Origin of the sequence: Parahaliea mediterranea (genome assembly GCF_003402235.1) — a bacterium.
In the GTDB taxonomy this organism is placed as follows: domain Bacteria; phylum Pseudomonadota; class Gammaproteobacteria; order Pseudomonadales; family Halieaceae; genus Parahaliea; species Parahaliea mediterranea.
Window position 1 is genome coordinate 236,513 of record NZ_QEWO01000005.1, and the last position, 12,408, is coordinate 248,920.

Consider the following 12,408-nt stretch of genomic DNA (forward strand, 5'->3'; position numbering starts at 1 on the left):
CATGTCCGACATACTGGAAATGGATCACGAAGGCACCGAGCAGGTGTCACTCAAGCAGTACACCGAAAAGGCCTACCTGGACTATTCCATGTACGTCATTCTCGACCGGGCCCTGCCCCACATCGGCGATGGCCTGAAGCCGGTGCAGCGGCGCATCGTTTACGCCATGAGCGAGCTGGGGCTGAAGGCCAGTGCCAAATTCAAAAAATCCGCCCGCACCGTGGGCGATGTGATCGGCAAGTTCCACCCCCACGGCGACAGCGCGGCCTACGAGGCCATGGTGCTGATGGCCCAGGACTTCAGCTACCGCTATCCGCTGGTGGACGGCCAGGGTAACTGGGGCTCGCCGGATGACCCCAAATCCTTCGCCGCCATGCGCTATACCGAGTCGCGCCTGACCGCCTACGCCGAGGTACTCCTTGGCGAGCTGGGCCAGGGCACTGTGGACTGGGTGCCCAATTTCGACGGCACCATGGATGAGCCCTCGGTGCTGCCGGCCCAGGTGCCGAATGTGCTGCTGAACGGCATCACCGGTATTGCCGTGGGCATGGCCACCGATGTGCCGCCGCACAACCTGCGCGAGGTGGTGAACGCCGCCGTGCACCTGCTGGAATCGCCCAGGGCAACCGTGGCCGAGCTGTGCGAGTTTGTGCAGGGCCCCGACTATCCCACCGAGGCGGAGATTGTCACCCCGCGCGATGAGATCATTAACATGTACGAAACCGGCCGCGGCGGCATGCGCATGCGCGCGGTGTGGGAGAAGGAAAACGGCGACGTGGTGGTGAACGCGCTGCCCTACCAGGTGTCCGGCTCGCGGGTGCTGGAGCAGATCGCGGCGCAGATGCAGGCCAAGAAGCTGCCCATGGTGGCGGATTTGCGCGACGAGTCCGACCACGAAAACCCCACCCGCCTGGTGATTGTGCCGCGCTCCAACCGGGTGGATGTAGAGGCGCTGATGAGCCACCTCTTCGCCACCACCGACCTGGAGAAGACCTACCGGGTCAATCTCAACCTCATCGGCATCGACGGCCGCCCGGCAGTGAAGCCCCTCAACGTTATCCTCAGGGAGTGGCTGAGCTTTCGCACCACCACCGTGCGCCGGCGCCTTCAATACCGCCTGGAGAAGGTGCTCAAGCGCCTGCACATCCTGGAAGGTTACCTGGTTGCCTACCTCAACATCGACGAGGTCATCCACATCATCCGCACCGAGGACAAGCCCAAGCCCGCCCTGATGGCGCGCTTTGGCATTACCGATGTGCAGGCCGAAGCCATCCTCGAACTGAAACTGCGCAACCTGGCCAAGCTTGAGGAAATGAAAATTCGCGGCGAGCAGGACGAGCTGAACGCCGAGCGGGAAAAGCTGGAACTGACCCTGGGCTCGGAAGCGCGCCTGAAAACCCTGATCAAGAAAGAGCTGGTGGCCGCCGCCGAGCAGTACGGCGACGAGCGCCGCTCGCAACTGGCCGTGCGCGACGAGGCCAAGGCCTTCTCGGCCCTGGAGCTGATGAGCGCCGACCCGATCACCGTGGTGCTGTCCGACAAGGGCTGGATTCGCGCCGCCAAGGGCCACGATATCGACCCGGGCAGCCTCAGCTACAAATCCGGCGACGGCTTCAAGCTGGCGGTGCACGGGCGCAGCAACCAGCCGGTGGTCATCCTCGACTCCACCGGCCGCGCCTACACCCTGGCCTCCCATAACCTGCCCTCTGCCCGGGGCCAGGGCGAGCCGGTGACCGGGCGCATCAACCCGCCCTCGGGGGCCACCTTCGAGGGCATGGTGATGGGCCCCGAGGAACAGCTCTGCCTGCTGGCCTCCGACGCCGGCTACGGGTTTGTCGCCAGGCTCGCCGACCTGCAATCCAAGAACCGCGCGGGCAAATCCGCCCTGACCCTGCCCAAGGGCGGCAAGGTCATGCAGCCGGCCCTTATCGACGGTGCCGGTGACGGGGCCTACGTGGCCGCCGTGTCCAACGAGGGTCGCCTGCTGGTGTTCCCCCTGGCCGACCTGCCGCAGATGGCCCGGGGCAAGGGCAACAAGATTCTCGGCATTCCCGGGGCACGGGTGCAGGCGCGGGAGGAGTTCCTGGTGTCGGTGCAGGTGCTCGGCGAGCAGCAGTCACTGGTGGTGCATGCGGGCAAACGGCACCTGACGCTGAAGTTCTCGGAGCTTGAGCATTACCGCGGCGAGCGCGGGCGGCGCGGCAACAAGCTGCCGCGTGGCTTTCAGAAGGTCGACGGGATGGTTGTGGAAGGGTGATGGATAAACGGCGCCTCCCGCGCGGGGGGCGCCGCTCATGCGCGGGCGACTAGCGCGTTACGGCCCGGCTATTTTGCGCAGAATCAGCTGTAGCTGGCGTTCCAGCAGGTCCGCGTAGGGGCCCTCGAAGCTCTCCAGAATCGAATAGTTCCCCAGCTCGCTGGGCTGGGCTTCCAGCCGGCCGTTGACATCCACATCGTCCACAATGCCCGGCGATAGCATCACCCGTGGCGGCAGGCTGGCGCACACCGCCAGCAGCTCATCCAGGGTGTGCTGCATATACAGGCCCGGGTAGATATCCGCCTCGTCACCCAGGCCCAGCTCACTGTGGGCCACCGCCATATTGATGCCGAGCGACAGCGACATGGTTTTCTCCACCTCGCGGCACACCGACTGCACCAGCCAGGCGCAGGACGCGGCGCGGAAGGCGGCGCTGCCGGCGCTGCCCTGGCCGGTGAAGAAAATGGCCAGGCCAAACTGGCGCATCACCTGGATGCGCCCGCCGTAAAAGCCGGCGGCGGCGTACACCACCTGGTGCAGGCGGTCGGTGTAGCGGTGCAGGGACTCTTCGTCGAGGGTGTCCACGTATTCCGTGAGGCTGGCCAGGTGCAGGTAGAGAATGGCGCTGCTGTCGTAGTTTTCATCCCGCGCCCCGCTGCCGGAGCGCGGGCGCAGCAGGTCCATGGGCAGAGCGTCGATGTCGCCGGCCAGGGACTGCAGCTCGTTGGCCGGGCGCGGCTGGCCGCGGTTTTCTTCCAGGGCAATTTTGCGGCCCAGGCCCAGCAATTGTTTGCCCAGGCGCTGGCCCAGGTGCAGGGTGATGCCGTACACGGCGGCGCTCAGCAGGATGGCAAGACCCAGCAGGCTGAGCAAAAAGCGCCAGCGGGCGGCCTGGGCGCTGTCGGCGTTGAGGGTGATCACCACTTCGCCGGCCACGTCGGATGCCACTCGCACCGGCGCCCGGTACTGGCGCAGGTTCTCGCCGCTGGTGCTGCCGGCCTGGCCGAGAGCCTTGCCTTCCACGTCATACACCGTCACCTGCTGGGCCGGCGAGCTGGCCACAAAGCGCTGCAGCGAGGCGGCCACGCTCAGCAGGTCGCCGGTTTCCAGGGCGGTGCCCACGCGCCCGGCAATCTGCCGTGCCAGGGCGTTGCCGTGCTCGGCCTGCTGTGACTGCAGCAGGTGCTGGCTGGATGAAGTGGCCAGCAGCACCAACGACAGGCTGACAAACAGGCAGCACAGCGCGGCCACAAGGGCCAGCTGCTGGCCCAGTTTCAGGTTTTGTATCCGGCTGATCACGCGGCCCGTCATCCCTTCCCAAAGCGGCTGAGTATAAACCAATGCAGCCGCCCTGCGGGCCTGGCGGGCGGTTTCCCGACCTCGCGGGCGCGGGTAGAATAGCGCGCTTTGTCGCCAGTGAGGCTGCCCGTGAACGATATCCTGCTGATTACCCTGTCCGGCCCGGACCGGCCCGGCATCACCGCGGCGGTGACTGGGGTGCTTGCCCGGCACGGCGGCAACGTGCTGGATATCGGGCAGGCGGTGATTCACGCCACCCTGTCGCTGGGCCTGCTGGTGGAGCTTGAACCCGGCCACGACGGCCCCGCCCTGCAAGGCGCCCTGCAGGCCTTTGCCGATGAGGCCGGGCTGCGCCTGCGCAGCGAGGCGGTGGCGCCGGCGGCCTACGGCGAATGGGTGCAGGCCCAGGGCCGGGCGCGCTACATCATTACCCTGCTGGCGCGCAAAATCAGCGCCGAGCAGGTGAGCCAGGTGAGCGCCGTGTTTGCCGACCATGGCCTGGGTATCGACGGCATCACCCGCCTGTCGGGCCGCCTGCCGCTGGGCGAACTGCCGCCGCTCAGCAAGGCCTGTGTGGAGTTTTCCGTGCGCGGGCCGCTGGCCGACCCGGCGGCGTTTCGCAGCGACCTGCTGGAGCTGGCGGCCAGCCTGGATGTGGACCTGGCCCTGCAGCAGGACAACATGTTCCGCCGCCACCGCCGCCTGGTGGCTTTCGATATGGACTCCACCCTGATCGAGGCAGAGGTGATCGACGAGCTGGCCCGGGAGGCCGGGGTTGGCGAGCAGGTGGCGGCCATCACCGAGCGCGCCATGCGTGGCGAGCTGGATTTCAGCGAGAGCTTCCGGGCCCGGGTGGCCCTGCTGCAGGGGCTGCCGGAGGAGGCGCTGGCCACCATCGCCGGGCGGCTCAAGATCACCGAGGGCGCCGAGCACCTGATCAGTACCCTGCGCCGGCTGGGGTATCGCACCGCCATCCTCTCCGGCGGCTTTACCTATTTTGCCCGCATGCTGCAGCAGCGCCTGGGCATCGATTACGTCTACGCCAACGAGCTGGATATTGTCGATGGCCGGGTGACCGGCGCGGTGAGCGGCGAGATTGTGGACGGGCGACGCAAGGCGGAGCTGCTGCGCGAGATTGCCAGCCGCGAGGGCATCGACCTGCAGCAGGTGATTGCGGTGGGTGATGGCGCCAACGATTTGCCCATGCTCAGCATCGCGGGCCTTGGGGTGGCCTTCAGGGCCAAGCCCCTGGTCAAGCAGAGCGCCGAGCAGTCCATCTCCACCCTGGGGCTGGACGCCATCCTGTACCTGCTGGGTATCTCAGACCGCTACCAGCAGGAGCACTGAGGCGCGTCGTTCAGATCTGCGACCACAGGGAGTCGAAGGTGGATTTGGGCATGGTGATTTCCTCGGCCACTGCGCTGGTGCTTTTTTCCAGCTCCCGGATATAGCGGAAATCAAACTGGCTGTAGCTGCCGCTGGCGCTCACCTGGCGCAGCAGCTGCACCAGAAATTCCTCCCCGTCACCCAGCAGCACCACCCGCTGGCGTTCGCGAAAACCGGTGCGCGGGGTAATGAGGGTGTGGGGTTTGCCCACCAGCTTGATTTCCGGCAGCAGCAGCACACGCATGGGGCGCGACAGCTCGCCGCCCGCCCCCATCACCCGGGCGCCGTAGGGCATGGCGCGGGGGCTTAGCAGCTCCAGGCCAACCAGTGTGCTGGCCGCTTCCATGGCGCTGATCCAGCGCACCGTGGCCACCACCCATTCCACCTGGCCGGTTTCGCGAATGCCGAGAATGTCCCCGGAGCGCAGGTTCACCGGGGTGGGGTCGGTCCAGCTCAGGCAGTAGCCCCCCGGGCTGGCGTTCATTATCTCGGCGCGATACACGGCGAAGCGCTCTTGTGCGCTGGCGCTGGCAGAGGGAGGCGGCGCGCTGAAGGGGCTGTCGTCCCCCGGCCCGTCGGCCGGCAGAAACTCGCTGAAGGTGCGCTCGCCGGCGCAGTGGAAGTGGGCCCCGCTGAGCCCAACCGTTACCTCCAGCTTGCTGGCCTCGCCGGGACGGCGGCTGAAGTTGCGCTGGCTGGGGGGCGACAGGGCGTTGATCAGGTGGTCGAGGATGGAGCCTGGCAGCCCCAGCGCCAGCAGGGGCGAGCGGTGGCCCCGCCCCTGCCGCTCCTGTTCGCGCAGCTTCTTGAGCTCGGCCATCAGGCCGGCGGTATCTATGTAGCGCAGTTCAATGCCACGGGCCTCGCCCCGGCTGTAGTGCGGCGGCTGGTCGCTGTGCAGGTCCACCACAAACTGGTCGGCGCCCTCGCCCCGTTCACTGCCCAGCCGCAGTAGTTGCCCCCACGCATCCTGCAGGGCGCGGTAAATGCCGGTGAGGTCGCTCTGGCGCAGCTGGTTGGGTTGGCAGCAGCCCAGCAGGGCAACGCGCAGCCAGGCTCCCGTCAGGGTGGTGGTGCGGCCCTGCAGATCCTGCACCGGCAGTTTGGCCAGCTGCTGGCGCTCGCCCAGGGCGTAGAGCTGGTGCAGGGTCAGCCAGCTCTGGGGCTCCAGGTGCTGGTACAGCTGGAAGGTTTGCAGCATGCGCTGGCCGGCAAACTGAATGGCCCGTTGCAGGGCCTCGCAGGCGAGGCGGGCCGGGTGGGCGGGCTGCTCACCGCCGACGCGCTGGATGGTGTGAATGGCCACCAGGGTGTAGCCGGTGGACACCAGGCTGAGCAGGCTCTCGGTGAGTTCCGCCAGTTGCCGGGAGGTTTCCGGCAGCACCAGCGGCTGGTTCAGAAACAGCCGGGTGAGCTGTTGCAGCAGGGATTGCAGCGTGGGATTGAGCGCCTCGAGAATGTGCTGGCGCGTGGCCGGGGCCAGCGGCACCCGGTTCAGCTCGCCCACCGCTTCGCGCAGCAGGCTCACGGCGTTGCGCAGGTCGGCAGTTGGCAGGTGCTGCGCCCAGCGGGTGGCGTCTTCGACGTTGGGGGCAAAGGCCTCCATGTGGGTGAGGTCCTGCCGCGGTATACGCAACTTGATGGGTGCGCTTTCACTCATGGGCAACCGCCAATTCTGATTATCTGGCTGCTTAAAGAGTAGCCCAAGAGGCGGCTTTCCCGCCACAGCCACCGGTGGCCCGCCTGAGGCGGCGCGGCGCTGCCAATACGCGCCGCTGTGAGGTATCATTGCCGCCCATTTTTTCAGCAACTGTGGCAGTCATGGCTAACTACTCCACCAACGAATTCCGCTCCGGCCTGAAAGTGATGCTGGACGGCGACCCCTGTTCCATTCTCGAGAACGAGTTCGTCAAGCCCGGCAAGGGCCAGGCCTTTAACCGCGTGCGCCTGCGCAACCTCGCCACCGGCCGCGTGTGGGAGCGCACCTTCAAGTCGGGTGACTCCCTGGAAGGCGCCGACGTGATGGACCGCGACATGCAGTACCTCTACAACGACGGCGAGTTCTGGCACTTCATGGAGCCGGGCACCTTCGAGCAGTTCCAGGCCGACGCCAAGGCCGTGGGTGATTCCCACCTGTGGCTGAAAGAGCAGGACGAGTGCGTGGTTACCCTGTACAACGGCAGCCCCCTGTCGGTGACCCCGCCCAACTTTGTTGAGCTGGAAATTGTCGAGACCGACCCGGGCCTGAAGGGCGACACCGCCCAGGGCGGCAGCAAGCCGGCCACCCTGGTCACCGGCGCCGTGGTCAAGGTGCCGCTGTTCATCACCACCGGTGAAGTGGTGCGCGTGGACACCCGCACCGGCGAATACCAGAACCGGGTCAGCAAGTAAGCCCCATGCCCTGGCAACCTGGCGCGGGCCTCGATCAACTCAGGGCGCGCGCCGGGCTGTTGGCTACCCTGCGCCGCTTCTTTGATGAGCGCGGGGTGCTTGAAGTTGAAACGCCGCTGCTGTGCAGCGCCGGCATCACCGACCCCGCCATTGAACCGCTGATCGTTGGCGAAGGCCGCTCGGTTGCCGCCGCCCCGCGCTATCTGCAAACCTCCCCCGAATACGCCATGAAGCGCCTGCTGGCGGCGGGCAGTGGGCCCATCTACCAGATTGCCCGCGCCTTTCGCGACGGCGAGGCCGGGGCCCGCCACAACCCCGAGTTCAGCCTGCTGGAGTGGTACCGGCCGGGCTTTGACCACCACGCCCTGATGGACGAGGTGGCGGCGCTGGTGTGCGCCTGCCTGGGGCAGCGCCCCTGGCGCAAGCTCAGTTACCGGGCCCTGTTTGTGGACAGCATCGGCATCGACCCATTCTCTGCCAGCAGCGCGCAGTTGGAGACGCAGGCCCGTGCCGCCCACGACCTTGGCGACCTCGCCGGTGATCGCGACTTCTGGCTGGATGTGCTGCTCACCCACCAGGTGGAGCCCTGGCTGGCCGGGCAGGGCCTGTGCTTTGTGTACGACTATCCCGCCACCCAGGCGGCCCTGTCGCGGATTGTGACGGTGGACGGCGTGGCGGTGGGCCAGCGCTTTGAGCTGTACATTGATGGTGTGGAGCTGGCCAACGGTTACTGCGAGCTGACCGACGCCAGCGAGCAGCGTGCGCGCTTTATTGCCGACAACGAGCGCCGCAGGGCGCTGGGGCAGGCGCCGCGGCCCATCGACGAGCGCCTGCTGGCAGCGCTGGACGCGGGCCTGCCGGCCTGCAGCGGGGTGGCCCTGGGGGTGGATCGGCTGTTGATGCTGGCCACCGGCGAGACGGACATCCGCCGGGTGCTGGCCTTTGACTGGGAGCGCAGCTAGGGCGATTCGTCCGCCGGGCTGTTTGCTACCGGACATTCTGTTGTCGGGTCATCTGTTGGGTCATCCACCGCCGGCAGCCTGCCCACCGCCTGCTGCAGCGCCGCCGGGGCGTCCTGGTGCCAGCTGTCCCCGTGCAGCAGTTGCGCCAGCGGCAGGCGCTGGCGCCAGCCCGCCGCGGCCAGTTCCGGCGCCGGCAGAAATTCACTGACATAGCCCACGCACAGATAGGCCAGCGGATACACGCCGTCCGGCAGGGCCAGCACCCCGGCCAGCGCCGCCGGGTCGACAATGCTCACCCAGCCCACCCCCAGCCCCTCGGCCCGGGCCGCCAGCCACAGGTTCTGCACCGCCAGGCAGGTGCTGAACAGGTCGGTGTCGAACATGCTGTCGCGCCCCAGCACATGGGGGCCGCCGCGGTTGCGATCGCAGGTGATGCAGAGATTCAGCGGGCTGTCGAGAATGCCCTCCAGTTTCAGGCGGCGATAGCGTTCGCCTTGCTCTGCGGCGTAGTGGCGGGCGGCCTGCGCGTTGGCGGCATCAAACAGGGTCTTGACCGCGCGCCGGGTCTCCCGGCTTTCGATCAGCAAAAAGTCCCAGGGCTGCATAAAGCCCACCGAGGGGGCGTGGTGGGCCGCCTGCAGCAGGCGGGCGAGCACCTCGGCGGGCACCGGGTCCGGCAGGAACTGGGAGCGCACGTCCCTGCGCTCAAAAATAGCCCGGTACAGCCCCTCGCGCTCGGCGGGGCTGAAGTCGCCAGTACCGTTCATGCCAAGTCCAGAACCGCGGGGCCGTAGCCTTCGACGAATTCCGCCGGCATGCGTCGCGGCCGGCCGCTGCTGATTTCGATGCAGGCAAACTGCATGGCGCCGCGCAGCAGGGTCAGGCCATCCGCCGGGCGCACAATCTGGAAGCGGCGCTGCATGGTGATCCGCCGGTCCCAGCCGACAATCCAGGTGGCGGTCAGCAGTTCATCGCCGGCGCGGGAGGCCTGCAGGTAGTCGTACTCGGCCCGGGTGATGGCCATGGCGCGATCCAGCCGCCGGTAGCAGTCCAGGTCTAGCCCCAGGGCCACCGAGTGGCCCCAGGCCGCCTGTTCACACCACTTCACGTAGACCGTGTTGTTGGTGTGCTCCAGGCCGTCGATGTCACCGGGGCTGACCGTGTGGCTGACTACAAAGGGCTCGGGGTGGTCCCAGGGCAGGTCGGCGTGGCTCATGCCCGGGCCTCTGTCTCTGCGTCGGTCTCTGCGTCTGTCTCTGCTTCTGCCTTGGCCTCCTCCGCCGGCTTGATGGCGATATTGAGGAAGGCGTAGATGACGGCGATCACCGGGCACAGCAAGTTGAAGAAGGCGAAGGGCGCGTAGGAGAAGGTCGCCACGCCGAGGGTGGCCGCCATGTAGGCGCCGCAGGTGTTCCAGGGGATCAGGGCCGAGGTGAGGGTGGCGGAGTCTTCCAGGGTGCGCGACAGGTTCAGGCGCGAGATGCCGTGGCGCTCGTATTCGTCTTTGTACATGCGCCCGGGCAGGGCCACGGCGATGAACTGGTCGGCGGCCAGGATGTTGGCGCTGATGCAGGTGCCCACGGTGGTCAGCACCAGCGAGCCGACGCTGCGCACGCCCTTCAGGGCCAGGGTCAGCAGGTAGTCGAGAATGCCGGTGCGCTCCAGCACGCCGCCAAAACCGAGGGCGGAGATAATCAGCCACACGGTGTTGAGCATGCTGCTCATGCCGCCCTTGCTGAGCAGGGCGTCGAGGAATTCATTGCCGCTGTTGGAGACATAGCCATTGAACAGGCTGATCCACACGCCCTTGAGCAGCAAAAAGCCCTGCCCCAGTTCGCCGGCGTCCCCGGCTAGCCGGGCCACCGCCTCGCCCTGGAACAGCAGGGCAAACACCGCGCCCAGCAGGGCGCTGACAATAATGGCGGGATAGGCGGGAAAGCGCTTGTACACCAGCACCAGCATCACCACCAGCGGAATCAGCAGGTGCAGGCCAATGTCAAACTCCAGCTGCAGGCTGGCCTGCAGGGCGGCGATCTCCTCCGGCGTGGCGGCCTCGGAGCTGCCGATCAGGGCGAAGATCAGCAGGGCGATGGCAAAGCTTGGCACCGTGGTCCACAGCATGTGGCGAATGTGGTCGAACAGGTCCACCCCGGTGGCGGCAGAGGCCAGGTTGGTGGTGTCGGACATGGGCGAGAGCTTGTCGCCAAAGTAGGCCCCGGAGACGATGGCGCCGGCGGTGATGGCCGGCGACAGGTCGAAGCTGCCGGCAATGCCCATCAGGCCAATGCCCAGGGTGCCGGCCACTGTCCAGGAGCTGCCTATGCTCACCGCCACAATGGCGCAGATGGCGGCGCTGGCGGCGTAGAAAATGGACGGGTCGAGCACTGCCACGCCGTAGTAGATCATGGCCGGCACGGTGCCGCTGAGAATCCAGGTGCCGATCAGCATGCCCACCGACAGCAGGATCAGGGTCGGGCCCAGGCCCACGCTGATGCCGTCGATAATGCCCTGCTGGGCCGCGCTCCAGCCGATGCCGGTCTTCCTGCCCACCAGGGCGGCCACGCAACTGGCCAGCACCAGGGCGATCTGGTTGGCGCCGTAGGAGGAGTCGGCGCCAAACAGGTAGACCGAGCAGGCCAGCAGGGCGACAAGAAAGAGAATCGGGGTGAGTGCCAGGGCCAGGGTCAGGCGGGGATTACTGTGGCTGCTTACGCTCAAGGCTGGAGGTCTCGTGCTGCTTATTCTAAAGAGGCCGGAACCGGAGGCGATTAGCGCCGATGCCGTGAAAGGCAGCAGAATGCCTGAAAAGCCCCGCCGGGTACAGGACGGCCCGCGCTGGCCGAAGGTGGCGGGAACCAAGCCCGGGTCTGACAGTCCCTGTAGTATCACGTACCATTAGCCCACCCCTGTGACACTGCCGGAACCGCCCATGACGTACCTGTACTCCATCCTGCGCCCTGGCCTTGTGGCCGCGGCCATCGCCCTGCTGCCCGCCTGCGGCGTGACCCGGCCCAGCGACGAGCCGCCGCCGGTGGCGCCGGCCCAGGAGAGTGGCCTCGACAGCGAGGCGTCCGGCGCACCGCGCCTGCAGATGGTGACCCTGGCGGGGGGGCTGGACGAGCCCTGGGGCATGGCCTTCCTGCCCGATGGCAATCTGCTGATTACCGAGCAGGGCGGCACCCTGAAGCGGGTGGACGGCACCACCTATGCCGTTACCGAAATCAGCGGCGTGCCGGCCACGGTACAGGCCGGCCAGGGCGGGTTGATGGACGTGCTGGTACACCCGGACTTTGCCGACAACGGCTGGGTATACCTCAGCTATACCGTTACCGACGACAGCAATCGCTACAGCACCCGGGTAAGCCGCGCGCGCCTGGACGGCGATGCGCTGGTGGATGTGCAGGACCTGTTCACCGCCCAGCCGTTTTTCCGGGAGCGCCGCCACTTTGGTTCGCGCCTGCTGCTGGCCGATGGCTACCTCTATGTGACCGTGGGCGATCGCGGCAACCGCGAACTGGCCCAGCGCCTGGACAGCCACAACGGCAAGGTCATGCGCCTGTTTGAAGACGGCCGGGTGCCCGAAGACAACCCCTTTGTTGGCACCGACGGCGCCCTGCCGGAGATCTGGACCTACGGCCACCGCAACCCCCAGGGCATGGCCCGCCACCCGGTGAACGGCAGCATCTGGGTCACCGAACACGGCCCCCAGGGCGGGGACGAACTCAACGTCCTCAAGGCCGGCGCCAACTACGGCTGGCCCCTGGTCACCTACGGCGAGGAATACGGCGGCGGCGCCATTGGCGAAGGCACCCACCTGGAGGGCACGCGCCAGCCGCTGGTGTACTGGGTGCCCTCCATCGGCACCGGCAATCTCGCCTTTTACACCGGTGACGTTTACCCCGGCTGGCAGCCCTCGGCGCTGGTGTCGGGCCTTAAACTCACCCGCATCAGCCGGCTGCAACTGGACGCCGACGGGGTTGGCAATGAGACCCGCCTGCTGGCCAACCTCGGCATGCGCATTCGCGACGTGGAGATCGGCCCCGACGGCAAGCTCTACGCCCTGGCCGGCGGCGCGCGCCTGATTCGCATCGACCTCGGCCGCTGATGGGGAAT

Annotated in this window: 10 protein-coding genes; 5 read left to right on the forward strand and 5 right to left on the reverse strand. The window is 67.1% G+C overall.

Annotation, left to right across the window (positions count from 1 at the left end; translation table 11 throughout):
• Nucleotide 1 precedes the first annotated feature (1 nt).
• Nucleotides 2-2,257 carry a DNA topoisomerase IV subunit A gene (parC, locus tag DDZ17_RS15975; RefSeq protein ID WP_116367965.1) on the forward strand — a complete coding sequence of 752 codons (2,256 nt, stop codon included), beginning with the start codon at nucleotides 2-4 and terminating at the stop codon, nucleotides 2,255-2,257.
• Nucleotides 2,258-2,314: 57 nt separating this feature from the next.
• Here parC and DDZ17_RS15980 read toward each other — a convergent pair whose 3' ends face one another.
• Nucleotides 2,315-3,556 carry a hypothetical protein gene (locus DDZ17_RS15980; protein ID WP_157976681.1) on the reverse strand — a complete coding sequence of 414 codons (1,242 nt, stop codon included), beginning with the start codon at nucleotides 3,554-3,556 and terminating at the stop codon, nucleotides 2,315-2,317.
• Nucleotides 3,557-3,685: 129 nt separating this feature from the next.
• Here DDZ17_RS15980 and serB point away from each other — a divergent pair, with 129 nt between their 5' ends.
• Entirely contained in the window at nucleotides 3,686-4,903 is a 1,218-nt protein-coding gene (gene serB / locus DDZ17_RS15985; protein WP_116367967.1) for a phosphoserine phosphatase SerB, read from the forward strand.
• A gap of 10 nt (nucleotides 4,904-4,913) precedes the next feature.
• Here serB and DDZ17_RS15990 read toward each other — a convergent pair whose 3' ends face one another.
• Nucleotides 4,914-6,602, reverse strand: coding sequence for a hypothetical protein (locus DDZ17_RS15990; protein WP_116367968.1), 1,689 nt, complete (start codon nucleotides 6,600-6,602; stop codon nucleotides 4,914-4,916).
• Between the two features lie 161 nt (nucleotides 6,603-6,763).
• On the opposite strand from DDZ17_RS15990, the gene efp reads away from it, so the two are divergent.
• Both efp and epmA read left to right on the forward strand, forming a co-directional pair.
• Nucleotides 6,764-7,333, forward strand: a complete 570-nt coding sequence (efp, locus tag DDZ17_RS15995; protein WP_116367969.1) for an elongation factor P — start codon at nucleotides 6,764-6,766, stop codon at nucleotides 7,331-7,333.
• Nucleotides 7,334-7,338: 5 nt separating this feature from the next.
• Nucleotides 7,339-8,295, forward strand: coding sequence for an EF-P lysine aminoacylase EpmA (gene epmA, locus DDZ17_RS16000; protein ID WP_116367970.1), 957 nt, complete (start codon nucleotides 7,339-7,341; stop codon nucleotides 8,293-8,295).
• Here epmA and bluB read toward each other — a convergent pair.
• Genes bluB through nhaC form a run of 3 tightly spaced genes read right to left on the reverse strand, consistent with a single transcriptional unit; the run spans nucleotide 8,292 to nucleotide 11,013 of the window.
• Nucleotides 8,292-9,062, reverse strand: a complete 771-nt coding sequence (gene bluB, locus DDZ17_RS16005) for a 5,6-dimethylbenzimidazole synthase (RefSeq protein WP_116367971.1) — start codon at nucleotides 9,060-9,062, stop codon at nucleotides 8,292-8,294. The two genes, epmA and bluB, sit on opposite strands and share 4 nt — an antisense overlap.
• Complete coding sequence (locus DDZ17_RS16010; protein WP_116367972.1) at nucleotides 9,059-9,511, reverse strand: acyl-CoA thioesterase; 453 nt, start codon at nucleotides 9,509-9,511, stop codon at nucleotides 9,059-9,061. Before DDZ17_RS16010 ends, bluB begins: the two co-directional genes overlap by 4 nt.
• Nucleotides 9,508-11,013, reverse strand: a complete 1,506-nt coding sequence (gene nhaC, locus DDZ17_RS16015) for a Na+/H+ antiporter NhaC (protein ID WP_116367973.1) — start codon at nucleotides 11,011-11,013, stop codon at nucleotides 9,508-9,510. Before nhaC ends, DDZ17_RS16010 begins: the two co-directional genes overlap by 4 nt.
• A 211-nt stretch (nucleotides 11,014-11,224) precedes the next feature.
• Between nhaC and DDZ17_RS16020 the strand changes: the two genes are divergently transcribed.
• A complete protein-coding gene (locus tag DDZ17_RS16020; RefSeq protein WP_116367974.1) occupies nucleotides 11,225-12,400 on the forward strand; it encodes a PQQ-dependent sugar dehydrogenase in 1,176 nt (391 codons plus the stop codon).
• Nucleotides 12,401-12,408: the final 8 nt, after the last annotated feature.

Excerpts from the sequence above, each read along its gene's own strand:
- efp (WP_116367969.1), top strand. The coding sequence starts at position 6,764 with ATGGCTAACTACTCCACCAACGAATTCCGCTCCGGCCTGAAAGTGATG.
- epmA (WP_116367970.1), top strand. The coding sequence starts at position 7,339 with ATGCCCTGGCAACCTGGCGCGGGCCTCGATCAACTCAGGGCGCGCGCC.
- DDZ17_RS16020 (WP_116367974.1), top strand. The coding sequence starts at position 11,225 with ATGACGTACCTGTACTCCATCCTGCGCCCTGGCCTTGTGGCCGCGGCC.
- bluB (WP_116367971.1), bottom strand. The coding sequence starts at position 9,062 with ATGAACGGTACTGGCGACTTCAGCCCCGCCGAGCGCGAGGGGCTGTAC.
- DDZ17_RS16010 (WP_116367972.1), bottom strand. The coding sequence starts at position 9,511 with ATGAGCCACGCCGACCTGCCCTGGGACCACCCCGAGCCCTTTGTAGTC.
- DDZ17_RS15990 (WP_116367968.1), bottom strand. The coding sequence starts at position 6,602 with ATGAGTGAAAGCGCACCCATCAAGTTGCGTATACCGCGGCAGGACCTC.
- parC (WP_116367965.1), top strand. The coding sequence starts at position 2 with ATGTCCGACATACTGGAAATGGATCACGAAGGCACCGAGCAGGTGTCA.